General features: G+C 58.8%; 24 protein-coding genes and 1 tRNA gene. 14 read left to right on the top strand and 11 right to left on the bottom strand.

Going from position 1 to position 23,427, the window contains the following annotated elements; all coding sequences use genetic code 11:
* Position 1: 1 nt before the first annotated feature.
* The 7 genes from rpoD to NW806_RS01720 form a co-directional block, all read right to left on the bottom strand.
* Positions 2-1,207, bottom strand: a complete 1,206-nt coding sequence (gene rpoD / locus NW806_RS01690; RefSeq protein WP_414409774.1) for an RNA polymerase sigma factor RpoD — start codon at positions 1,205-1,207, stop codon at positions 2-4.
* A gap of 690 nt (positions 1,208-1,897) precedes the next feature.
* Positions 1,898-2,362: a fasciclin domain-containing protein gene (locus NW806_RS01695; RefSeq protein WP_414405283.1), complete on the bottom strand. Its 465-nt coding sequence runs from the start codon at positions 2,360-2,362 to the stop codon at positions 1,898-1,900.
* Positions 2,363-2,503: 141 nt separating this feature from the next.
* Entirely contained in the window at positions 2,504-3,814 is a 1,311-nt protein-coding gene (locus NW806_RS01700) for a CO2 hydration protein (protein ID WP_414409775.1), read from the bottom strand.
* Between the two features lie 58 nt (positions 3,815-3,872).
* Positions 3,873-5,366, bottom strand: coding sequence for an NADH-quinone oxidoreductase subunit M (locus NW806_RS01705; protein ID WP_414409776.1), 1,494 nt, complete (start codon positions 5,364-5,366; stop codon positions 3,873-3,875).
* Positions 5,367-5,384: 18 nt separating this feature from the next.
* Positions 5,385-7,229: an NAD(P)H-quinone oxidoreductase subunit F gene (locus NW806_RS01710; protein WP_414409777.1), complete on the bottom strand. Its 1,845-nt coding sequence runs from the start codon at positions 7,227-7,229 to the stop codon at positions 5,385-5,387.
* A gap of 342 nt (positions 7,230-7,571) precedes the next feature.
* Entirely contained in the window at positions 7,572-7,679 is a 108-nt protein-coding gene (psbM, locus tag NW806_RS01715; RefSeq protein WP_414394884.1) for a photosystem II reaction center protein PsbM, read from the bottom strand.
* 78 nt (positions 7,680-7,757) lie between these two features.
* On the bottom strand, positions 7,758-8,054 hold the full coding sequence (locus tag NW806_RS01720; RefSeq protein WP_414394882.1) for a 2Fe-2S iron-sulfur cluster-binding protein: 297 nt from the start codon (positions 8,052-8,054) through the stop codon (positions 7,758-7,760).
* Between the two features lie 351 nt (positions 8,055-8,405).
* Here NW806_RS01720 and psbB point away from each other — a divergent pair, with 351 nt between their 5' ends.
* The 3 genes from psbB (at position 8,406) to NW806_RS01735 (ending at position 10,693) form a co-directional block, all read left to right on the top strand.
* Entirely contained in the window at positions 8,406-9,938 is a 1,533-nt protein-coding gene (psbB, locus tag NW806_RS01725) for a photosystem II chlorophyll-binding protein CP47 (RefSeq protein ID WP_414409778.1), read from the top strand.
* A gap of 85 nt (positions 9,939-10,023) precedes the next feature.
* Positions 10,024-10,122 (top strand): photosystem II reaction center protein T, encoded by a 99-nt coding sequence (locus NW806_RS01730; RefSeq protein ID WP_414405288.1) that lies wholly within the window; start codon positions 10,024-10,026, stop codon positions 10,120-10,122.
* Between the two features lie 163 nt (positions 10,123-10,285).
* Positions 10,286-10,693: a response regulator gene (locus tag NW806_RS01735; RefSeq protein ID WP_414405289.1), complete on the top strand. Its 408-nt coding sequence runs from the start codon at positions 10,286-10,288 to the stop codon at positions 10,691-10,693.
* On the opposite strand, the gene purQ is transcribed toward NW806_RS01735, so the two are convergent.
* On the bottom strand, positions 10,690-11,367 hold the full coding sequence (gene purQ, locus NW806_RS01740) for a phosphoribosylformylglycinamidine synthase subunit PurQ (protein WP_414409779.1): 678 nt from the start codon (positions 11,365-11,367) through the stop codon (positions 10,690-10,692). The genes NW806_RS01735 and purQ overlap by 4 nt on opposite strands.
* 65 nt (positions 11,368-11,432) lie before the next feature.
* Positions 11,433-11,690: a phosphoribosylformylglycinamidine synthase subunit PurS gene (gene purS, locus NW806_RS01745; RefSeq protein WP_414409780.1), complete on the bottom strand. Its 258-nt coding sequence runs from the start codon at positions 11,688-11,690 to the stop codon at positions 11,433-11,435.
* Between the two features lie 59 nt (positions 11,691-11,749).
* Here purS and NW806_RS01750 point away from each other — a divergent pair, with 59 nt between their 5' ends.
* Positions 11,750-12,523, top strand: a complete 774-nt coding sequence (locus NW806_RS01750; RefSeq protein WP_414409781.1) for an ABC transporter permease — start codon at positions 11,750-11,752, stop codon at positions 12,521-12,523.
* A gap of 25 nt (positions 12,524-12,548) precedes the next feature.
* Entirely contained in the window at positions 12,549-13,277 is a 729-nt protein-coding gene (locus NW806_RS01755) for a 2-phosphosulfolactate phosphatase family protein (protein ID WP_414409782.1), read from the top strand.
* Here NW806_RS01755 and NW806_RS01760 read toward each other — a convergent pair.
* The gene (locus NW806_RS01760) at positions 13,274-13,558 is read right to left on the bottom strand and encodes a hypothetical protein (protein WP_414409783.1); all 285 of its coding nucleotides are present in this window, start codon (positions 13,556-13,558) and stop codon (positions 13,274-13,276) included. The genes NW806_RS01755 and NW806_RS01760 overlap by 4 nt on opposite strands.
* A gap of 215 nt (positions 13,559-13,773) precedes the next feature.
* On the opposite strand from NW806_RS01760, the gene argC reads away from it, so the two are divergent.
* The 7 genes from argC to NW806_RS01795 all read left to right on the top strand — a co-directional run bounded on the left by argC (position 13,774) and on the right by NW806_RS01795 (position 20,964).
* Positions 13,774-14,880 carry an N-acetyl-gamma-glutamyl-phosphate reductase gene (gene argC, locus NW806_RS01765; RefSeq protein WP_414409784.1) on the top strand — a complete coding sequence of 369 codons (1,107 nt, stop codon included), beginning with the start codon at positions 13,774-13,776 and terminating at the stop codon, positions 14,878-14,880.
* Between the two features lie 5 nt (positions 14,881-14,885).
* Positions 14,886-16,349, top strand: a complete 1,464-nt coding sequence (locus NW806_RS01770; RefSeq protein ID WP_414409785.1) for a hypothetical protein — start codon at positions 14,886-14,888, stop codon at positions 16,347-16,349.
* Between the two features lie 145 nt (positions 16,350-16,494).
* A tRNA-Arg gene (locus NW806_RS01775) sits at positions 16,495-16,568 on the top strand.
* A gap of 119 nt (positions 16,569-16,687) precedes the next feature.
* On the top strand, positions 16,688-19,162 hold the full coding sequence (locus NW806_RS01780) for an ATP-dependent Clp protease ATP-binding subunit (protein ID WP_414394865.1): 2,475 nt from the start codon (positions 16,688-16,690) through the stop codon (positions 19,160-19,162).
* Between the two features lie 108 nt (positions 19,163-19,270).
* Entirely contained in the window at positions 19,271-19,906 is a 636-nt protein-coding gene (locus NW806_RS01785; RefSeq protein WP_414405295.1) for an ATP-dependent Clp protease proteolytic subunit, read from the top strand.
* A 117-nt stretch (positions 19,907-20,023) separates the two neighbouring features.
* Positions 20,024-20,635 carry an ATP-dependent Clp protease proteolytic subunit gene (locus NW806_RS01790; protein WP_414394862.1) on the top strand — a complete coding sequence of 204 codons (612 nt, stop codon included), beginning with the start codon at positions 20,024-20,026 and terminating at the stop codon, positions 20,633-20,635.
* A 20-nt stretch (positions 20,636-20,655) separates the two neighbouring features.
* The gene (locus NW806_RS01795; RefSeq protein WP_414409786.1) at positions 20,656-20,964 is read left to right on the top strand and encodes a hypothetical protein; all 309 of its coding nucleotides are present in this window, start codon (positions 20,656-20,658) and stop codon (positions 20,962-20,964) included.
* Between the two features lie 23 nt (positions 20,965-20,987).
* Here the strand turns inward: NW806_RS01795 and NW806_RS01800 are convergent, their stop codons facing one another.
* The gene (locus tag NW806_RS01800) at positions 20,988-21,560 is read right to left on the bottom strand and encodes a chromophore lyase CpcT/CpeT (RefSeq protein ID WP_414409787.1); all 573 of its coding nucleotides are present in this window, start codon (positions 21,558-21,560) and stop codon (positions 20,988-20,990) included.
* Between the two features lie 97 nt (positions 21,561-21,657).
* On the opposite strand from NW806_RS01800, the gene NW806_RS01805 reads away from it, so the two are divergent.
* Together NW806_RS01805 and NW806_RS01810 are read left to right on the top strand one after the other, a co-directional pair.
* Positions 21,658-23,052: a malic enzyme-like NAD(P)-binding protein gene (locus NW806_RS01805; RefSeq protein ID WP_414409788.1), complete on the top strand. Its 1,395-nt coding sequence runs from the start codon at positions 21,658-21,660 to the stop codon at positions 23,050-23,052.
* A 182-nt stretch (positions 23,053-23,234) separates the two neighbouring features.
* Positions 23,235-23,427 (top strand): hypothetical protein (locus NW806_RS01810; protein WP_414409789.1); only part of this gene is annotated, 193 nt, incomplete at its 3' end.

A 23,427-nucleotide genomic window follows, 5' to 3' on the forward strand; every position in this document is an offset into this window, starting at 1 on the left:
GCTAGCGGATGTACTCTTTCAACACGCTGTTGCGATTGGGATGGCGCAGCTTGCGCAGCGCTTTGGCCTCGATCTGCCGGATGCGCTCCCGGGTAACGTTAAAGATTTGGCCAATCTCCTCCAGGGTTTTCATGCGGCCGTCATCCAGCCCATAGCGCAGCCTCAACACATCCCGCTCGCGAGGGGTGAGGGTTGCCAAAACGCTTTCCAGATCTTCCCGCAATAACATCTTGGCCACCCGCTCCTCGGGAGTTTCTCCCTCCGACTCAATAAAGTCTCCCAGCCGCGAGTCCTCCTCTTTGCCAATAGGCGTCTCCAAGGAAATAGGAAGCTGAGCCGACTTGGCAATGAAGCGCAGCTTCTCGATGGTGATTTCCATGCGAGTGGCGATCTCCTCTTCCGTGGGCTTGCGGCCCAACTCCTGGGAAAGCTGCTTGGTGACTTTCTTAATGCGCGAGATGGTTTCGTAGAGGTGAACCGGCAGGCGAATGGTGCGCGATTGATCGGCAATGGCGCGGGTGATGGCTTGGCGGATCCACCAGGTGGCATAGGTGGAAAACTTGTAGCCCTTTTCGTGATCAAACTTCTCGGCTGCCCGAATGAGGCCTAGGGAGCCCTCCTGGATCAGATCCTGAAAGGAGAGACCCCTGTTCATGTATTTCTTGGCAATAGAGACTACCAGCCGCAGGTTGGACTGCACCATCTTTTCTTTAGCCCGCCGCCCCTGGTGTAGGCGCCGCCGGAATTCCGGCAAGGGCATTTTGACTTCCTCTGCCCATAGCTCCTCCGGCACCTCCTCCGGGCTGGACCAGAGGCCCATTCGCTCGAAAACGGCCTCACGGGCGCGCTCTAGCTCCAGCAGATCGGCAATTTTTCGCGCTAGCTCAATTTCTTCGTCAGGCCGAAGGAGGCGAATGCGCCCAATTTCTTGCAAATAGACGCGAATAGAGTCGTCGGTGTAGACCTTTTTCTTGCTAGCCGATTTGCGTTTCGCATGCCCTTTGGCAGCAGTAGCCTCATCCTCCTCCTCGAGGAACTCTTCGTCGCCCTCCTCCTCGTCCAAAGCCTCAGGGTCACTGGCATCCAGTTCAAACTCGAGGGGATCCGCTCCATTGTCTGTATCCAGGAGGATGGAAGAGGAGCTTTCCAGATCCGAGTCGAGAAGAGCCGTCTGACCAGATGTCACCAACTCCTTTGCTTGCACCATGCTGATTTCCTCGTGACGCTAATCACAAAACTGGAGGCAACTAAGAGCTTCTAGACGCCAAGGCAAAAGCAGCAAGTCCCAAGTCCACTGCAACCCAGAACGCCAGCTCTAGGGCGTCAAGAGCTGCAGAACTAGACCCCGCTCGCGCTAGGCAAGCTGGCCCGCTTCTAGACAGCCAAGGGCTGGGGTTACTCTCGAAGCAACGGTGGCTCATGGGGCTCAACGAAACTGGTGCAAAACTTGTTGGACGGGCAAGCCCCCTCGAAATTGAGGAGGCCCACCTTTTGCTCTTCCCTGGCGCAGGGCAAGGCACCTCCTGGAAGGGCTGGCTACCTCGACCCCTCCCCACGCTTGGAGGAAGGGGCACACCACAGCCGCCGGCAAGGGATCCCTGCAGGCAGCTGTAGCCGTTCACACCAAACGCCTTCCCTAAATTAGCCCGCCCTTGGGGAAACAGCAACGGGGCAGGTGAAGAAAATCTAAACTTTGTCCCGCCGCCTCACAACGCTCCAATCCCGATGTCAGGGATCCCTACGACTTGACGGGGCGCTCGAGGATCCTCCAGGAGCCGATTTTGGTGGGCCGGAGACGGTGGAGCAACTCCACCAAGGCTTTCTAGGTCATCAAGACCCATACCTTGCAGCAGGAACCTGCCCAGTGGGGGATCTGCCTGCCGGTGGTGGTGTCGCTTCAGGGGGCGCTAGCTAAGCCCTCTTTTTCCGCAGAGCGCAGGATTGGCCAGAACCAGTGGGGCCGCATGAGGATCACCGTGTCGATGACATGAATGATGCCGTTGTCGGCTTCAATATCGGCCTGGATAACGGTAGCATTGTTTACCTCAAACACGTCCCCTTCGATAAACAAATCGATGGGGGATCCCTCCACCGAGCCTACACTTCGATACTTGGCCAAGTCCGCCTTTTTCAAGCGACCGGGCACCACATGGTAACACAAGATGCGAGTCAGTTGAGGGATGTTTTGCACCAGGGTGGTAATGGTGCCAGGGGGCAACTTGGCAAAAGCGGCATCGGTAGGCGCAAAAACAGTAAAGGGGCCAGGGCCTTTCAGAGTATCCACCAAGTTTGCCGCTTTCACGGCTGTAACTAGGGTGGAGAAACCCTCCGTAGCAACTGCAATATCGACAATATCAGGCATGGCCAAAATCCTTATTTTGCTAGAAGTTGGGATGACAGGAAAGTCAAAGTGGTGGGCAGTTTCAGAGCTACCTGGCCTGAATACAACTGAAAATGGGCAGAGTCAAAAATGGGCAGAGTCAATGCCTAGACTTGAAGTCGGCTAGCGATAGTTCTGATCCTGAATGTAGGCCAGGCGAGCTGCTTCTCGAATCCCGTATTCCGGCCGGGTGAAGCGATTGAGTTGCCCCTCAAAGTAACGGCGGTTCATCATCAAATGTCGCGGATTGGGATCGTCCAAAGGATAGAGAAAAGCTGCTCTACCTGCCTGGATCACGGCTGAGGTGACGTTGTACATGGAGCGCTGAAAGCTGATCCCAATCTGGATCAGCATGTCATCTTCGCCGCGGCAATGCTTGCGGTAATACTCCACTAAATACTGGGGCAAAAAGTGGTACATATCCTGGTGCAAAAGCGTCGGCGGGATCCCGGCACTGGCCACGGGAAACTTGTCGGCGTAGAGAACCCCGTAGTGAAAGTCCAACTGGTTAACGGGCACTTGGTTGGCCTGGGCGTTATAGGACTTGGTGCCGCGGAAGGGAGAAGAGCGATAAAACACCGCCTCTACGTAGGGGAAAGCCGCCTCGTATAGCCAGGTAAATCCCTTGGATTTGGGCACAATATCGTACCATTCTCCGCGGATGCGCACCCGGTGATAAATGGGCCGTCCGGCAATGGCGAAGATCCCCCTGACCAAGAAGTTCATCGCCTCCGGCACGCTGGTAATTTTGCCCTCGTCGTAGAGATCGCTCATTTCAAAGAAAACCGGCGCCATCGCCTCCCAAAAGAGTCCCAGCACTGAATACATGGTGGCCTGGCGGCATAGCTCTAAAAACATGTCTGGGAAGAGCTTGTATAGCCCCATCAACAGAGGGTTGCCTTGGCAGTAGGCGCGGATGGCGCGGTCGGCATTTTGCTTGTATTCTTCCGAATCCATATAGGGATCCAGCAGGCCCCCCATACCCCGGTGCCAGAGCATGGCCCGCATACACTCTTCCGCAAATTCCATGTTGATGCGGTCATGCCAGAGGTGATGCAAGATCCGCGGCAGCTTGCGCTTGAGCTCTCCTTTTTCCATGAACTCCAGAAGCTCTGGGTGGGCTGTGGCGGGGCCACGCCAAATGCGCAGATCCGCATCATCCCCGGCGTAGTGGTTGGCCAGCTTCAGATACTCTTCGGGAATGATGTACTTAAAAAAGGGCAAGGGATCCACAAACACCTGCTCGGCAATGTAGAGCAGATCACGCCAATAAAAGTCCATCGGCACGGCATAGGCCTTGTAGATGCCGATAATTTGCATCAAGTTTTCCGGCGTATCCGGCAGCATCGATCCCCCTGCCTCGAGGCGATGGACTATCTCGGCAAAAGGATGAGTGGAAGGAGGTAGCTTAGGTGCAACTAGGGTTGTTGCCATGGCAAGTCTCCAACGCTTCAATTCCTGGGAGTCTCCCAACTACCTGGTGACCCCGTTTCTAGGGAGAATGATCCGGGTTACCGGCTGAGGCCAAGATAACCGTTTGGGCCTGAGCCACTTGGGTGGAGAGGGTAAAGGCCAAGGGTTGCGGCCATTTCACCAAGTTCATGGGCTGGATCCCAAACCAGACGATCAAGGCAGTTAAAACAAAGCCCGGGATCCGCTCCCAGCCCTGCACCCGTGGGTAGTAGGCAGTGCGGTTGTCCAGTTTGCCAAAGCAGGTGCGGTTGAGCAAAATCACAAAATACACCGCCGTCAAGCCGGTGCCGCAGATGCTGATCAAAGTGGGCAAGGGAAAATCTTGGTAGCTGCCCTGGAAGATCAAAAACTCGGCCACAAAGCCCACCAAGCCCGGGATCCCGGCACTGGCCATGCCGCCTAAAATCAGCAGGGCACTCACCGTGGGCAGGCCGCGCAGGGGATTGAGCAGGCCGTTGAGCACGTTGAGATCCCGCGTTCCGACCTTGCGCTCCACCAGGCCCACCAGATCGAACAGCAGCGCCAAAATCAGGCCGTGGGAGACCATCTGCACCATTGCTCCCGTCAAGCTAATCGGCGTGGCCGCCGCCATGCCCAGCAGGATGTAGCCCATGTGGCCGATGGAACTGTAGGCCACCATGCGCTTGATGTCTTTTTGGGCAATAGCCGCCAAAGCTCCCGAGAGCACGGCAATGGCCCCCCACCAGGCCAGAAGACCGGCCAGGTCAGCCCAAGCTTGGGGAAACAACTGCAGCCCAAAGCGAAATAGGCCATAGGTGCCCAACTTGGAGAGCACCCCTCCCAGCAGTATCGCCACCGGCGGAGAAGACTCTCCGTAGGCATCAGGCAGCCAGGTGTGGAGGGGCACCAGCGGCATCTTGATGCCAAAGGCCACCATCAACGCCAAGAGCGCCAGAGTTTGGGCAGCAGGGCTCAGAGAGCTGATGCGAATCTCAGCCAGCTCAAAGGTATAGGGATCCCCAAGCCAGTAGATAGCCAAAAAGGCCCCCAGCAGGAAGATGGCGGAGACAGCGGTGTAAATCAAAAACTTGATGGCGGCGTAATCCCGCTTGGGGCTGCCCCAGATGGAAATAAGTAGGTAGATCGGGATCAGCACCAGCTCGTAGAAGAGGAAAAACAAGAGCAGGTTCTGCGCAGCAAAAGCCCCGTTGACCGAGCCGCTCATCAGCAGAATGCAGCCGTAAAAGAGATTGGGACGCTGCACCTCTGGCTCAGCCGTCAGGATGGCGATGAGGGTAAGCAGCCCGTTCAGAGCTACCATCAGCAGGGACAAGCCGTCCAAGCCCAGGGAGTAGCTCAAGCCAATCTCTGGGATCCAATCCCACCGCTGCTCCCACTGAAAGCCAGTTGCCTGCACGTCAAAGCGGGTAAATAGAAACAGCGAGATGGCCAACGGGATCCCGGCCAGGACCACCGCCAGCTTTCGCCCTCCCAAGCCCAGGAACAGGAGCAGGGATCCCAAAATCGGCAACACAATCAAGGCACTCAGCATGGTCTTTACCCCCTCGACCTACCCAAGCCTAGAGAACCACCAACCCAGCAGGGCCACCCCCACCACAATTGTCAGCACATAGGCCTGCAACTGGCCGGAGGTGGTGTACTTCAGGACTTGGCCGCCTGCCAGCACCGCCAAACTGGTCAAATTCACCAGGCCATCCACCACGTAGCGGTCAAAGAGCGCCGTGACCTCAGAGATGATGCGCACCACAAACACCACACTGGCTCGGTAGAGCTTGGGAGTGTAGAAGTCGTTGGCCAGTAGGTCCTGCCAGTCGGCCAAGAAAGCCCAGTCCACCGGCCGCCGCTCCCGCGGCAGGTAGAGCACTGCCCCCAAACCCATGCCTACAAGGCTGGATGCGGCCATCAGGGCAACAGGGATCCCTTCCAGCGTGGGCGTCAAACCCAGCGCCGCCAGGATCATGGTTATGTGCAGAACCACCCCCATCATGACCGTGCTGGGCAGCATCATCGGCCAATGCACTTCTGGCGAGCGCTCGCTCATCTGCTGTGGCCTACCCCCCCAAACAAGGCCGAATACCCGAGTTAGGCCCAGTGCCGTCACCGCGTTGGTAACCAGCACAACTGTTGCCGCCAGCCCCTGCCCTGACTGCACCAACTGCTGCCACAGATCCGTCAGCACCCAGAAGGAGCCAAAGGGAGGCAAAGCAAAGATTCCGGCCATCCCCGTCAAAAAGCACAGACCTGAGATGGGTCGCCGCGACCACAAGCCCCCTAGAGAACGCAGATCCTGGGTAATGCTGTTCCAGATCACCATGCCCAGCGCCATCACCAGCAAAGCCATCGCCGGCGCATAGGTAAGCAGCAACTGATACGCTTGCTGGACATGGCCGGTGCCCACTGCTACAAAGATCAAGCCCATGTAGGCGCTCACCAGGTAGGACAAGGCCCGCTTGGCGTCAATTTGAGCCAGGGCCACAAAGGCTCCCCCCACTGCCGTCAGCCCCCCAATTACCAGCATCACCCGCAACACCGTTGGGGAAAGAGCATAGAGCGGCTGCAGGCGGATCAACACCCAGGCTCCTGTGCCCACCACCACGGCGTTGCGCAAGATTGTGGCAGGGATCGGCCCCTCCATCGCCTCATCCAGCCACAGGTGCAGGGGGAACTGAGCACACTTGCCCGCAGGTCCAGCCAGCAAGCCCAGCCCTGCCAGCGCGAGCAAAGTTGGGTCCACAGAGATGGCTCCTGCCTGCACCGCCTTTGCCCAGGCCGCCAAGTCCTCAAACTCCCAAGATCCCGTCAGGGGATAAATGGCAATAACCCCCATCAAGAGCAAGAGGTCGCCGATGCGCTTGGTTAAAAAAGCATCCCGCGCTCCCGTCACCACCAGCGGCTGGTTATACCAAAAGCCCACCAATAGGTAGGTGCCCAGGGTCAAAATCTCCAAGATGACGTAGCTAAAAAACAGAGAGCCACACATGGCCAAGGCGCACGTTCCCCCCTCAAACAGGCCCAGCAGGGAGAAGAAGCGCGCCCAGCCCCAGTCCATTTCCATGTAGCCAAAGCCGTAGATCTGGGCCACCAGGTTCAGCCCCGTCACCACAGCGCAGGCCCCCAGCGTTACCGAAGAAACCTCTAGCGGCAGCTCCACCACCAGATCCCCCACCTGCAGCCAGGGCAGCCGAATCACCTGCGCCGGCTGATCCCAAATCGCCACCAGCGCCCCCACACTGTGCAGAAACGCTACCAAAGTCAGCAGCGCATTTAGGTAGCCCGCCGGTCGAGGGCCAGTGCGGCGGGTGATTCCTGGGGACCAGATCAGCGCTCCCCCCCACCCCACCAGCGCATAGAGGGGAATTAACCATGCGGTTGTAACCAGCCCGTTCAAGCTCATAATCCTCCTTCCGACCCGGGATCTCGCCTGACCCTATCGCTGGCTGAGATTCTGTAAAAAATCTTAAGAGGCATCCTAGTGGCCAACTAGGATAGACAAAAGTCAAGTTTTCCGATGAAGACCGTAGACTTAGGTCTATCCGCCAAAAAAACGCTGGGAAGTCAGGAAGGCCCACCTAAGGGATCCCGCCTGCAGGCCACTTCAGCCGCAGCTGCATGCTGTTGCAAAAAGTAAAGAGCCCCCTGTAGAAGTCCCTGCCGAGTTTTGGGGGCTACCGCCAGTTAGGTTTCCGCCAGCCCTACTAGGGCCTTTGCCTGCCCTGAGCAACCAGAGCTTGCTCGACTAGCTTTCCGACTTGCTAGAAGTCTGCACGTATAGGATTACTAGAAAGATGGAAGGTACCAAGATAAGCAAAAGAGTGGCCAAGATGCCCAGGTAGTTTGTCTCCATCGCTCCGCACGCCGCAAATCCAACTGGCAGCTAGCATACCATTCTCAGGTGCACCTTGCCCAAACGACCCAGCCAGCCCTAGGGCTTGGTTCTCACCGCAACATCCCCCAGCACCTTAGTCTGGCAGGCGAGGCGATAGGTCTCAGGCTTGCGCCTGAGTTTGCGGTTTTCTGCCTCTGTGCGTGGCGAGAGGTTTTCAGCCCCCTCGACAATCTCCACCACACAGGTGCCACACTGGCCGTTGCCGCCGCAGTTTAGCAGCTTGGCCACCATCTTATAGAGGTCAACCTGGTTCTCCAGCGCCTTCAGGCGCAGGTTCGACCCCTCTGCGACGACGACCTCCCGGTTCTCGTTCACAAACCGAATCGTTGCCATAGCTCTGCCAAAGAACCTCGCTCGAACTGAGCCAAGAAAGAGCGATGTTGCTAAGTATTGTTACATTTTAAGTCATGTTTTTAATCTTTGGCCAGAGATCGGGGAAGATGGTGCCAAATATGAGGGGCATCCCGCCTGAAGCCACTCAGGTCGGTTGCGCTTCGTTATACTGTCTGATCTCTGGGAGGGAAATTCTGCCGGCAATACTTTCAGTGGGTGTGCCCTTAGGTTAGGTAGGCATGGCACCCCTCAAGCTAGAAGGGACTGCTCAGGTCAGAACCTAGGGGGGTGTCGACTTCGCTTTTTGACTGGATATTGCCCAAGTGTTGAAAACGTGGAGGATCGAGCTTTATGGGACTACCGTGGTATCGGGTCCACACTGTTGTACTCAACGATCCAGGCCGCCTCATTGCGGTACACCTAATGCACACTGCCCTGGTGGCGGGTTGGGCCGGATCGATGGCCCTGTACGAAGCAGCCATCTTCGACCCATCGGATCCGGTCTTGAATCCAATGTGGCGCCAGGGCATGTTTGTCATGCCGTTTATGGTGCGCCTGGGAGTGGTCAACTCATGGGGTGGATGGAACATCTATGGCGAGAGCGTTGCCAACCCAGGCTTCTGGACGTTTGAGGGGGTAGCCGCCGCCCACATCGTTCTATCGGGGTTGCTCTTTTTGGCTGCCTGCTGGCACTGGGTGTACTGGGATCTGGAGCTGTTCCGGGACCCCCGTACCGGTGAGCCAGCCTTGGACTTGCCGAAAATCTTTGGGATCCACCTGCTCCTGGCGGGGATTCTCTGCTTTGGCTTTGGCGCGTTTCACCTGACGGGCGTCTTTGGCCCAGGGATGTGGGTGAGCGATCCCTATGCCACAACAGGGCATGTGCAGCCGGTGGCGCCGGAGTGGGGGCCAGCCGGGTTTAACCCCTACAATGCTGGCGGGGTGGTGGCCCACCACATTGCCGCGGGCATCGTCGGCATCATTGCCGGCTTGTTCCACATTACGGTTCGTCCACCCCAACGCCTCTACAAGGCTCTGCGCATGGGGAATATAGAGAGCGTGCTCTCCAGCTCGCTGGCAGCAGTATTCTTTGCTGGCTTTGTGGTAGCTGGAACAATGTGGTATGGCAGCGCCACCACACCTGTCGAGCTGTTTGGCCCCACCCGCTACCAATGGGATTCCGGCTACTTCAACCAGGAAATTAACCGGCGCGTCAATGCTGCCGTGGAAGCTGGGATGACCCTCAGCGAAGCCTACAACTCTCTGCCTAAGTCCTTACTCTTCTACGATTACGTGGGCAACAACCCAGCCAAGGGTGGCCTATTCCGGGCTGGCCCCATGAACAAAGGGGATGGCATTGCCATCGAATGGTTGGGCCACCCAGTGTTCCGGGATCGCGAGGGGCGGGAGCTGACGGTGCAGCGCATGCCCACCTTCTTTGAGACGTTTCCCGTCATCCTGCGAGATGCCGATGGCGTAGTGCGGGCTGACATTCCCTTCCGCCAGGCCGAGTCGCGCTACAGCTTTGAGCAAGTGGGCGTGACGGTGGAGTTTTACGGCGGCAAGTTGGACGGGCAGGTGTTTACGGACCCGCCAACGGTTAAGAAGTATGCCCGCATGGCCCAGTTGGGTCGGCTCTTCGAGTTTGACCGTGAAACGCCCAAGGCCGACGGCACCTTCCACACCAGCCCCCGCGGGTGGTTTACCTTTGCCCACGCTGTCTTTGCCCTGCTATTTTTCTTCGGCCACATTTGGCACGGCGCCCGTACCCTCTTCCGCGACGTGTTCGCTGGCATTGACCCGAACATGAGTGAGGAGATGGTGGAATTTGGCGTCTTCCAAAAAGTGGGGGATCCCACCACTCGCAAGGTGCAAGAAGCCTAGAGCTTTCTTGGTTCCTAGCCGTCGGCACTCGGTTCTCTTTGGGAATGGGGTGCTGGCGGCTCTAGAGAGTCCATGGGAGGTTGCTATGGAAACCATCACCTACACCTTTATCCTGTTTTTGACGTTGGGCCTTCTGTTTTTTGCTGTTGCTTTTCGCGAAACTCCCAAGATCCCTAAGAAGTAAGCCCCACCAATTGGGTCCGCCACGCTAGTAGGGTCTGAGGCTAGGAGGCCGCGCAAACAATTGCCTGGATCCCTGGGCAAGGGCAGTTGCCCCGAGACTAGCCTGGGGATCGCTACAATTGCCTTGGGTTGGTGCTAGCTGGGCTCTAGAGCTCAGGGGAACGATGGCAAAGGTGCTCCTGGTAGAGGATGATCCGGCCAATGCCCGCGTATTCGAGAAGGTGCTGCAGCGACGGGGTGGGTTTGAGGTTCTTCACAGCCAGGATGTGGAGCAGATTCTGCAGCTGGCCCAAGCCCGTGAAGTAGACGTCATTTTGCTAGATGTCTCCCTCTCCCAGAGCACCTTTCGCGGCGAGGCAGTGGACGGGATCCGCATTGCCCAGCTGCTTAAGGGGGATCCCCGCACCAGCTCCATTCCTATCCTCTTGGTAACGGCCCACGCCATGCGGGGCGACCGGGAGACCTTTTTGGCCCAGAGTGGGGCCGATGGCTACATTGCCAAGCCAGTCGTGGATCACGAGGAGATGGTGAACCAAGTGCGCCAGGTGTTGGCTCAGGCTCAGCAGGGCTAACTGGACAGGCTTTGCACAATCGACTGCCAAAAAGGGATCCCATCCTGGCCTGGCAAATCGGGGTCGGCAGCGCGTTCTGGGTGAGGCATCAAGCCGAGGATGCGACCGCTGGGATCGCAAATGCCGGCGATGTTATCCACCGAGCCGTTGGGGGCAACGGGATCGTAGCGGAAGACAATCTGACCCTCATCTTGCAGCTGCTTCAGGGTGTCGGCCTCGCAGACGTAGCGTCCTTCTCCATGGGCAATCGGCAGGGTTACAAGGGCGGACGGGGGGTAGGCGCTTGTCCAGGGCAGATCTGGCCGCTCCACGCGGATCCTCACTCGGTCGCAGATAAAGTGCAGATTAGCGTTGCGCAGCAGCGCCCCTGGCAGCAAGCCCGCCTCTGTCAGGATCTGGAAGCCATTGCAAATGCCCAAGACATAGCCCCCCCGGGCTACGTGCTCGGCTAGAGACCCCATTACCGGCGCAAAACGGGCCAGCGCGCCCGCCCGCAGGTAATCTCCGTAGCTGAATCCCCCCGGCAGCACCACCACATCCAGCCCTGACAAATCGGTTTCCCGGTGCCAGATGAGTCGCGTCGGACAGCCTAAGAGGCCGCGGGTTACCCAGGCTACGTCGCGGTCACAATTGGAGCCAGGAAAAACGACAATGCCAAACCTTACCTTGGCCATGGGGATCCCTTGGGGCGAAGGCAAAAGCAGTGAGGGCTGGAGCGAGAGAGCTTCTTGGTGAGAGATCAGCCCTCTAGAGGCTCCACTTGGATTTGATAGGTCTCGATTACTGGATTGGCCAGCAGTTGCTCGCACAGCTTGCTCACCTGCTCTCGGGCAGTTTCGGCGTCAGGGGCCTCTAGCTGCAGCTGGATGTGTTTGCCAATGCGCACTCCCTGCACCTGGGTATGCCCTAGCTGATGCAAGCTAGCCTGGAGAGCAGCCCCGGCAGGATCCAGTACCGAGGGGCGCAGGTGGATCTGAATCTGAGCCTGGAACTGCATAGAATGAAGCTGGGCTTCTACAAGTGTATAGCCGGTTGTCGCTCGCTTGAGGCCAGCCTATGGATGCAGGGCGCGTCGTGGCCATTGCCCAGAATGTTTTTCGGGAAACCATTCGGGATCGCGTTCTTTATCTGGTGATGGTGTTTGCGGTGGCCATGCTGGGGGCCATCGTTTTGATTCCCCAGGTAGCCAACCAGGCCCACAACAAGATCATTGCCGATTTGGGTCTGGCCGCCATCCACTTCCTGTTGCTGGTGGTGGCCATTTTCGTCGGCACGGGGCTGGTAAATAAAGAGATCGAGAGGCGCACGGTCTACGTGCTGATTGCCAAACCCATGAGCCGGGCGGAGTTTATTGTCGGCAAGCATCTGGGCCTGTCGGCTTTGCTGTCGGTGCTGCTAGCAATGATGACGGCTGTCTTTTTGCTCAGCCTGCGGGTGGTGCAGGCTCCCATTTCCCCCTGGGCCGTTCTCTGGGCAACAGTTTTTACCTTTTTGGAACTGGTGCTGATTGTGGCAGCAGCGCTGCTGTTTGGGGTTTTTACCTCCCCGATTTTGGCTACCCTCTACACCATTGCCCTGTTCATTATGGGCCACACGAGCCGTGCCCTGCTGCAGTTAAGCAGGCTAGTGGAAGATACAGGCTTCGGCAAGGTGTTCGAGGTAATCTACTTAGTCCTGCCAGATCTGGAGCGCTTTAACCTAAGAGATGCTGCCGTTTACGGACAAATTCCCCCGCCCACCCAGCTTCTTGGCGATGCGCTTTACGGCCTGATCTACACCGTTTTGCTGCTCATTTTGACGGCGCTGGTGTTTGCCCGGCGCGAGTTCTAATAAGCTCTCGGTGGATCCTTCTCTCATGCGATTTTTCCACTTCCACACCCCTGAGCAAGTCCCCTCGTCAGGGATCCCGGCCTGCGCGGTGGCCATTGATGTGCTGCGGGCCACCACCACCATTGCCACAGCCCTGGCCGCAGGGGCAGAGGCCGTGCAGGTGTTTGCCGATTTACAGCCCTTGCAAGCGACCAGCCAGAGCTGGCCGGCCTCCAAACGGCTCTTGGCCGGCGAGCGAGGCGGCAAAACGGTGGCGGGCTTTGACCTAGGCAACTCCCCCCGCGAGTATACGCCGGAGCGTGTGCGGGACAAGCGCATCTTCATGAGCACCACCAACGGCACCCGCACCCTTCAGCGCTTAGAAGGGATCCCGGTGTTGATCACAGCAGCCCTGGTGAACTTGGGAGCAGTGGTGGAGTTTCTCAGGCAAGGAGCTTTTGCCGAGGTGTGGCTGGTGGGAGCTGGCTGGGAGGGGGCTTTTGCTTTGGAAGACACCGCCTGTGCCGGAGCCATTCTGCATCGCCTGGGCTGTTCGGAGGAGCAGTTGGGCAACGACGAGGCGGTGGCCGCCCTGGCCCTCTACCAAACTTGGCAAGACAATCTCCTGAGCCTGTTGCGGCGCTCCAGCCATGGGCAGCGGCTACTGGCCATTAGCCCTGAAAGCGACAGCGACCTGGCCTATTGTGCGGAGTTGGATCGGCTCTCAGTGGTGCCCCGGCAGATTCAGCCCGGCGTTTTGGCCCTCGCCGGCTAGCTGGCCTGGGGTGTCTCGGCGGCAACAGCCAAAGCCTTCTGGTGCAGCCACTCCTGCCATTCTCCCGGGATCAACTTGCTGTGAAACGCATCTCCGGAGACAAACACCTCCTGCTGGTTTTGGGCCAAAACCAAAATGGAGCGGCGGTCGAAATGGGAGGTGAGCTTGTAGAGGGTGTAGGGGCCTTCGGAGTAGAGGGTCAACGTTTCCTGATCCAGGCCGTGACAGCTGCTTTGGCCGCGGGCTCGCAGGATCATGTTGATCAATTGTTCGTAGTACATACAACCCTTCCCGACGAGGTAGGGAACATCCCTGGGCAAGACCTCAACAGCCAAGGCGGCTGCCGAGGCTTGGGCGGCTCGCGTGAGCCCAGTATAACTTCCCGGCTCAGGCAACACTGAGCCCAACAGAGCAGGTGAGTTCAACCAAGGTAGCGGCAAATGCGATAAATAGTAAGGCAAACCGTCAGTTTTGCAATTCTGCACAGGCAGCCCCCATGGCCACTACGGCGCCTCACTCTCTTCCTCCCACCAATCCTGTCCGCGTCGCCATCGTCGGGGCCTCCGGCTATGGAGGGGTGCAGTTGGTGCGGCTGCTCAGCGAGCATCCCGGCGTGCAGATCACCTACCTGGCCGGTCAAGACAGCGCCGGCAAACGCTACGGGGATCTCTACCCTCACCTGGCCCAAGCGGTGGATTTGACCATCCAGCCGGTAGATGTGGAGGCCATTGCCGCCAGCAGCGACGTTGTCTTCCTCTCTCTGCCCAATGGCCTGGCAGCAGGCTTGGCGCCGCCTTTGCTAGCCAAAGGGTGCAAAGTTCTAGATCTCTCGGCAGACTATCGCTTTCGCAACCTGGCCACCTACCAATCCTGGTATCGCCTGGGGCAGACGGATCCCAACTGGCCCAGCCCTGCCTATCGCCAGGCCAACGAGCAAGCGGTCTACGGGCTGCCAGAACTCTACCGGGAGGCCATTGCCCAAGCCCAACTGGTAGCCTGCCCCGGCTGCTACCCCACCGCCTCCCTGTTGGCGGTTGCCCCCCTGCTGCGGCAGGGGTTGGTGGAGCTGGACAGCCTTATTTTCGATGCCAAGTCCGGCGTCTCTGGCGCGGGCCGCACCCCCAAGCTGGGATCCCTATTTGCCGAGGTAGATGGCTCTCTGGGGGCCTATGGCGTGGCCCAACACCGGCACACGCCCGAGATCGAGCAGGCCTGCAGTGACCTCACCCACACCCCCATCACTGTACAATTTACGCCCCACCTCGTGCCGATGGTGCGGGGTATCCACGTCACCTTGTACGCCAACCTGCGGGATCCCGGCCTCGTGGGCGAAGATCTCATCACCATTTACAACGCCTTCTATCGCCAATCCCCCTGGGTCAAGGTGCTGCCCCGCGGCGTTTACCCGCAAACCAAGTGGGTTGCCGGCACCAACACCTGCATGATCGGGGTGGAAGTGGATACCCGCACCAACCGAGTCATTGTCCTGTCGGTAATCGACAACCTCATGAAGGGACAGGCCGGGCAGGCGGTGCAATGCCTCAACCTCATGATGGGGTGGCCGGAAACCTTGGGCTTACCGCAGCTTGCCTTTTACCCCTAGCTATAATGCCGGTAATTCCCCTGCAGCCCAGTTTGCCCATGCCTAACCTCTTCTCCCCCAATCTTGATCTCAACAGGCCCGCCACGCCGGCGAACTCTCCACCTTCATCCGGTAGGGCTGGGGACCTGAACTGGGAGGGGCTGTGGCGGCAACTGGAAGCGGGCTGGCAGGAGCTGCCCCGGCGCTCTGAAGAAACCCTGCAGCAAACCCTAGCTCGTTTGCAACTGGAGTGGGGCGGCCTGTGCCGTGAGGCGAGGGATCGGCTGCAGGCAACTTTAGACAAAGCTAGAGCCACCAGCTCTCCAGAGCCGCTCCAGCAAGACCTGCAAGCGCTTTTGCCTCTGCTCAGCCCCCGCCAATGGGAGGTGGTCATTGGCTCTCTGGAACGGGCCGCCGACCGCGCCTGGCTGGCCAGCCTGCTGTATCACAGCCTGCAGGACCAGGCCTATTCTGGGGCAGAAACCAACGGCATCCCTTCTTGGGCAGGGGCCTTAACCGCTGAGCAACGCTCCACCTTGGAGGCGATGAGCCTGCGGGCCTATGGCAATAGCCGCCTACCTCTGGTGGTGGACAAAAGCGGCGAGATCCAGGTGAAAGCCTCAGCCGCCCTCTTGGCCGCCCTCATTGCCGTCGAGATCGGCAGCGTGGGATCGGCAGGGGCCCTCTCTCTGCTGGGCACGCCGGAGCTGCGCAAGCTCTTGAATGCCGAGGGCAAGCTGCGGCGCAGCGTCTTAAAGCAGGGGCGAACTGCCCTCACCGAAGAGGAGTGGCAAACCCTGCGCCAGTGGCTCGATCCCAAAGGATCCCCCCCCGACTGGTACCTCTCCCTCACCCAACTGGGGATCCAAACCACGCAGGTGGGGGACTATCTGGCGCGACGGCTGCGGGAGTTTTTCCAAAGCGAATGGATCAAGCTGGTGATCCCTCCCCTGTATCACCTGGTTATCGACGCTGTGCGGCTGTTGACGGGGGAAGTGTTTCTCAGTGTGGGCACAACCCTAGAAGCGGCTTTAGAGTCGGCAGAAGCTGAACGACGCCTGGAGCTGCTGCTGCAAGCTTTGCCCCAGGCCCGGCACATTCCCAGTCCCGAGCGCATCCAAGCCGCCCTTCCCGCCGTTGTGGAGGCTGCTGAGACAACCCTCAGGCCACTACTGGGGCGCCAGTTGATGACGGTGGCCGACATCTTCGACCCGCCCCTTCGCAACGAAAGCCTCAACGAGTTGGGGCGGCAGCTCAACCTCTGGAATCCCCTGCAGTTTTTGCTCACCTGGGGTACGTCTGGCTGGCTAGAGGCTCTGCTGGATCAGATCAAGGAATTGCAGCAGACCTACCCGGAAATGCCCCTGTGGGAGAGCTATCGGCAAGGGGTTGAGGCGGCAGTGCAAGCGCCACGGGTGATGGAGCAGGCAGAGGCCCTGCGCCTTACCGCCAAGAGCTTGGATCCCGAGATAGAACCCTCGGACGACTGAGCCATTCAAGGGTACCCCCCCTCCTGGGCAGGGCCTTCTTGAATGGTGGCGGATATCAAGAGATGCTCTTGTGCTACAATGGGTAAGCCATGTTTAGGGATGTCCATCAGTAGATGACAGCCAGATAGTCTAGTCTACCCCTCTTGCGCCTGTAGCTCAGTGGACTAGAGCACGTGGCTACGGACCACGCGGTCGGGAGTTCAAATCTCTCCAGGCGCGTTCCAGTCCCAGATGATTTTTCGTCTGGGGTGTTCGCTGTCCCTTAGCTGGCCTGAATCCTGTGTTAGGATCAGGCCTATCAGGTCCGCCTTGATGCAGGCGTAGGGAGCTCGAGGATCATGTTTGAACGCTTTACAGAAAAGGCCATCAAGGTGATCATGCTGGCCCAGGAGGAGGCCAGGCGGTTAGGTCACAATTTCGTTGGCACTGAGCAAATTTTGCTGGGGCTCATTGGCGAGGGCACGGGGATCGCCGCCAAAGTCCTCAAATCTATGGGGGTCAACTTAAAAGACGCCAGAATTGAGGTTGAGAAAATTATCGGTCGGGGATCCGGCTTTGTGGCGGTTGAGATCCCCTTTACTCCTCGCGCCAAGCGAGTGCTGGAGCTCTCCTTAGAAGAGGCGCGCCAGCTTGGCCACAACTACATTGGCACGGAGCACCTACTCCTGGGCCTGATCCGAGAAGGGGAGGGAGTAGCCGCCCGCGTTCTGGAAAACCTGGGGGTGGATTTGTCCAAGGTGCGCACCCAAGTCATCCGCATGCTGGGCGAAACCGCCGAAGTAACGGCAGGCGGTGGCTCCTCTAGCCGTACTAAGACACCTACCCTGGATGAATTTGGCACCAACCTGACTCAACTGGCTCAGGAAGGCAAGCTGGATCCAGTGGTAGGCCGGACGCGGGAGATCGAGCGGGTGATCCAAATCTTGGGCCGCCGCACCAAGAACAACCCCGTCCTCATCGGCGAGCCGGGGGTTGGCAAAACCGCCATTGCCGAAGGTTTGGCCCAGCGCATTGTGCAAGGCGATGTGCCCGACATCTTGGCCGACAAGCGAGTGATCAGCTTGGACATCGGCCTGTTGGTGGCTGGCACCAAGTACCGCGGCGAGTTTGAAGAGCGCCTCAAGAAGATCATGGATGAGATCCGCAACGCCGGCAACATCATCCTGGTCATCGACGAGGTGCATACCCTGATTGGGGCGGGGGCGGCGGAGGGTGCTATCGATGCTGCCAACATCCTCAAGCCGGCTTTGGCTCGCGGCGAGCTACAGTGCATCGGGGCCACCACTCTGGATGAGTACCGCAAGCACATTGAGCGAGATCCGGCTCTGGAGCGCCGCTTCCAGCCCATCATGGTGGGCGAGCCAAGCGTGGCTGAGACCATTGAGATTCTCTATGGCCTGCGGGAGCGCTATGAGCAGCACCACAAGCTGAGGATCTCCGATGCGGCTCTGGAGGCGGCAGCCAAGCTGGCCGACCAGTACATCTCCGACCGCTTCTTGCCCGACAAGGCCATTGACCTCATCGACGAAGCGGCTTCGCGAGTGCGCTTGATCAACTCCCAACTGCCGCCAGCGGCGCGGGAGCTGGATCAGGAGCTGCGGCGGGTTCTCAGGGAGAAGGATGCCGCAGTGCGAGCCCAGGACTTCGACAGGGCTGGTGAGCTGCGGGACCGGGAGATGGAGATTAGGCAGCAGATCCGCGCCATTGCAGCGGCCAAGAAAGCCGAGGACAGCAGCCGCACGGAGCTGCCAGAGGTAACGGAGGAAGATGTGGCCCAGGTGGTGAGCGCTTGGACAGGGGTGCCGGTGGCCAAGCTCACCGAAAGTGAGTCGGAGAAGCTGCTCCACATGGAGGAGACCCTGCACCAGCGCATTGTCGGTCAAGATGAGGCTGTGCGGGCTATCTCTCGCGCCATTCGTCGCGCGCGCGTGGGATTGAAAAATCCCAATCGCCCCATCGCCAGCTTCATCTTCTGCGGCCCAACTGGGGTGGGCAAAACGGAGCTGACCAAGGCCTTAGCCGCCTACTTCTTCGGCTCCGAGTCAGCCATGATCCGCCTTGACATGTCGGAGTACATGGAGCGGCACACGGTCAGCAAGCTTATTGGATCCCCGCCCGGCTACGTCGGCTACAACGAGGGGGGTCAGCTGACCGAAGCGGTGCGGCGCCGCCCCTACACGGTGGTGCTTTTTGACGAGGTTGAGAAAGCTCACCCGGATGTGTTTAACCTGCTGCTGCAGATTCTCGAAGATGGCCGCCTGACAGATGCCAAAGGTCGCACGGTGGACTTCAAGAACACGTTGATCGTGATGACCTCTAACATTGGCTCCAAGGTCATCGAGAAGGGCGGCGGCAGCCTTGGCTTTGAGTTCAACACCAATGAGGAAGAGGCCAACTACAACCGCATCCGCAACCTGGTGCACGAAGAGCTGAAGCAGTATTTCCGGCCCGAGTTCCTCAACCGGGTGGACGAGATCATCGTCTTCCGGCAACTGACCAAGGACGAGGTGAAGCAGATCGCCGACATCCTGCTCAAGGAAGTCTTCGACCGCATGAAGGAGAAGAAAATTCACCTCACGGTCAGCGATCGCTTCAAAGACCTGCTGGTGGAGGAGGGCTACAACCCCAGCTACGGGGCACGTCCCCTGCGCCGGGCCATCCAGCGCTTGTTGGAAGACCTGCTGGCAGAGGAGATCTTGACTGGCCGCGTCAAAGAGGGATCTGAAGTGCTCATCGACGTGGACGAGGAGCGCAAGCCCAAAGTCCTAGTCACGCAGTCAGATCGGGTGCTCTTGCCGCAGGGAGCTGAGTAAGGTCGCCAGGACGCTCTTCTGTTGCTGGTTACTGGACAAGGGATCCGCTGCTATTTCCGGATCCCTTGTTCTTGACTAACAAGGGATTGGCTATAGGAGAACTCTGGCATGGTGCAATCTACCTACTATTACTACGGTGGCGCTCCGGTTCGGACGCCTCCCCCGGATCTAGCTTCCCTGCTGCTCCAGGAGCGCATTGTTTACCTGGGTTTACCTCTGGCGGAAGAGTCAAATGCCAACGTCACCAAGCTAATCATTGAGCAGCTGCTGTACTTGCAGTACGAGGATCGGGAAAAGCCGATCAAGATGTACATCAACTCAACGGGCACCTATAACTACGACACGGCAGCCTTTGCCATTCTGGACACCATGAACTACATCAAGCCGCCAGTGCACACTATCTGCATTGGCAGTGCCATCGGCATGGCGGCCATGCTGTTGGCAGCGGGTGCTAAGGGGTTTCGGGCTAGCTTGCCCAATGCCACGATTGTGCTGCATCAGCCCTATGGGGGTGCCCGTGGACAGGCCAGCGACATTGAAATTCGCACCCGCGAGATCCTGACCTTGCGCAACATGATGCTGGAGGAACTCTCCCGCAGCACGGGTCAGCCCGTGGAGCGCATTAAAAAGGACACGGAGCGACTGTTTTTCATGACCCCGGAAGAGGCTAAGGCCTATGGCCTCATTGACCAGGTGCTGACCAGCTCCAAAGGCTTGCCAAAGTTGGCAGCAGCCAAAACCTAAGGGTCGACCTTGAAATACCCGCACTGGGCTGTGGCGGGTTTTGCCTTGGCTGAGCCTGAGTGCGGGAGCAATTTGGCAAGCGCCCTATTCTGGTTCAAACTTTGCCAGGAGACATCTATGCCAATTGGAGTGCCTCGCGTTCCCTACCGTTTGCCCGGCGATCCTTACACCCAATGGATTAGCCTCGATGACCGCCTCTACCAAGAGCGGATTTTGTTTATCGGCGAGCCGATTGACGACAACTTGGCCAATACCATTGTGGGGGTAATGCTCTACCTCAATTCCCAGGACCCCCAAAAAGATATCGTGATGTACATCAATTCCCCCGGCGGCTCTGTGACGGCAGGGATGGCCATTTATGACACCATGAACCACGTCAAGCCGGACATCGTTACGGTTTGCGTGGGCCAAGCGGCCTCAATGGCAGCCTTTTTGCTGGCTGCCGGCACTAAGGGAAAACGCTTTGCCCTGCCCCACGCTCGCATCATGCTGCACCAACCTTCGCTGGGAATGATCCAAGGCCAAGCCAGCGACATTGAAATTCGAGCCCGCGAAACGCTGCGGGTCAAACGGCGCATGAACGAGCTGCTGTCGCAAATGACCGGCCAGCCGCTGGAGAAAATTGAGCGGGACGTGGAGCGAGACTTTTACCTCTCGGCTACAGAAGCCCAGGCCTATGGAATTGTCGACCGGGTAATCCAGGAGCGCTCGGAAGCCATGGCCAGCTAAACGCGAGGGGAAGCGGTCGGATGGGCCGACAGCTCTGGAGGCTGGGACTGGGCGGTTGCAGCGGCTTGTTGCTGCTTTGGGGTAGCCAAGCCTGGTCATTGCCGCCAGCTTCCGAGATTCCCGAGGAGGTGTTGCGGGCTCAACCTGACCTGCGTGCCCGTTCGCCGGTTGATAACCAGCTCCTCACTGCCAGCGAAGCACAGAAGCTGCAGGCAGAGCTAGCAACCCGTCCCGCCATGGGATCAGTTTCGCCAAAGGTGGAACGGCTGATCTTTCTACTCAAGCTGCGCAAAGGAGTTCGCGACCTGTTTCCTTTCTTGCTCCCCTAATCCAGCCTACCCTCTATCTATTTCTATGGGCGGGGAGGGATCCCTTTCTGGTAGCGGTAGGGGCCAGCGCGGGATCCCCAAGTTTGCTGACCAGTGGTGGCGTCGAAGCCGCGATCCCAGCTGATGAATTCCCGAGCTGTGAGGTCGAACTCAATGTGGATATAGGTACTGTCGCCGGGGTTGAGGCGGCAAGCTCCCCCTGGCAGCATCTCGCCGTGAAAACAGCCTGGGCGTTTCTCGACCAAAATACGGCAGCCCGGCAAATGCTCGAGGTCTGAGAGTGACAGCTGCGCTAAACGCTGCGGATCCTGGGAGGCGCCTGCCCAAGCCGCTTGATCTCGCAACTTGTAGTTTTCTATCCGCAAGGGATCCGCCAGCAACTGTAGCACTCGGCTGCGGTAGAATCGGCCCGGTGTGTGTTCGTTAAACTGCTCGGTAAAAAAGCCAATTCCCTCGGGAAACAGGTGAGGCAGACGCACGTACCAAAGGCTTACTGGCACAAACCACACCGGCTCCGCCATTGCCTGAGCGCGGTTGCTGTAGTAGCCTTCCAGCCAATTGGCTAAGGTGTTGAGGTCGGGATCGAAAGTTGCCAAGGCTAACGCGAAAGAGTCTCTTGCGCTTCCCAATTCTACTCCCCCGCGGGTGCTGCGGCGGGGGTAGCCTCTTGACTCTGCTAAGGGCAGTTTGACTATGACCCAGCTCACTCCCAGCGCCAGCTACAGTATTGCCCTACGCCTACGTCTGCCCAACCGGCCCGGAGCCCTGGCCCGTGTCACTCAAGCCATTGCCGAGGTGGGCGGCAGCCTCAGCCGGATCGACCTCATCCACCAATCGGCTGCTGAAACCGTGCGGGAGATCTGTGTCGATGCCGTTAGCAGCGAGCACGCCCAGCAAATTCAGGCCGCCGTTGCCTCTTTGCCGAATGTGAAGGTGGAACGGGTGGTGGATCGCACCTTTGAGCTGCACAGGGGAGGAAAGTTGCAGGTGGTGGCCAAAAGCCCCCTGGAGAGCACCGCTGACCTGGCCATGGCCTATACCCCGGGCGTGGGCCGGGTGGCGCTGGAGATTGCCGCCGATCCCAGCGCTGTCTATGAGTACACCATCAAGGGGAACTGTGTGGGCATCGTTACCGACGGCAGTGCCGTGCTGGGCCTGGGAAGCATCGGCCCGGAGGCCGCTTTGCCCGTGATGGAGGGGAAAGCAGCCCTGTTTAAGCGCTTTGCCGATATCGATGCTTTCCCGCTCTGCCTGGCCACGCAGGAGGTGGCAGAAATCGTGGAGACAGTGGTGCGCCTGGCGCCGGGGTTTGGCGGCTTCAACCTGGAAGACATCAGCGCCCCCCGCTGCTTTGCTATTGAATCCCAGCTCAAAGCCCGCCTCAACCTGCCCGTGTTTCACGACGATCAGCACGGCACGGCAATTGTGGTGCTAGCAGCTCTGCTGAATGCCTTGAAGGTGGTCAAAAAAAACCTGGACCAGGTGCGTATTGTCATCAACGGTGCAGGGGCAGCTGGAATTGCCGTGACGCACCTGCTGCAGCGGGCGGGGGCTACCCATGTTGTTGTCTGCGACCGCCAAGGGATCCTCAGCCGCTCCCGCTCTGACCTCACCCCGGAAAAGGCAGCCATCGCCGTTGAGGAGAGCGGATCCCTGGCAGAGGCTTTGGTGGGAGCGAATGTGTTCATTGGGGTAAGCGTGGCCAATGCCCTGACGCCGGAGATGGTGGAGACAATGGCGCCAGATCCCATCGTCTTTGCCCTGGCCAACCCAGTGCCCGAGATCCAGCCCGAGCTAGTGGCGGATCGAGTCGCCGTGATGGCTACGGGTCGGAGCGACTACCCCAACCAGATCAACAACGTGCTGGCCTTTCCGGGGGTATTTCGCGGCGCTCTTGACTGCCGCGCCAAGCAGATCAACACCGAGATGTGCCTGGCTGCCGCCCACGCCATCGCCAATTTGATTTCACCTGAAGACTTGGATCCCCAGTGGATCATCCCCTCAGTCTTCGATGGGCGAGTGGTTCCTCAGGTAGCTGCCGCCGTGATCCAAGCGGCCCGCCAAACGGGAGTGGCCGGGATCCCATAACTTGTTCAATAAACAGGCTAATTCAGCACACGAGCATCACGGCTTGCAAGTCCTCGGGGAAAGGCAGCAGCGGGCCTCTTTTTCGTAATTTTTCGTAATTTAACAATTCTTCAGAGCGCCTCTTCTGGAAGTGGAGTTCTCTATATCTTGAGCTCTAGCTTCCTGCCTAGCTGGGGTTCTCAATGGACTTACGCAAGCCCTTCTATGTTCACCTCGTTACTGCCCTCGCCGCTGCTGGTATAGCTGCCGCGCCCCTGGATCGACTCAGTAAGGCCGGGGGAGTGGGTCTAGTCGCTGGAATTGGGAGTGCGGTAGCCGCGGAAGTTGCCCAACGTCACGGCAGTCGGGCTCGAGCTTTGAGAAGCCAGATTGAGG

Origin of the sequence: Synechococcus sp. W65.1 (genome assembly GCF_047461615.1) — a bacterium.
In the GTDB taxonomy this organism is placed as follows: domain Bacteria; phylum Cyanobacteriota; class Cyanobacteriia; order Thermostichales; family Thermostichaceae; genus Thermostichus.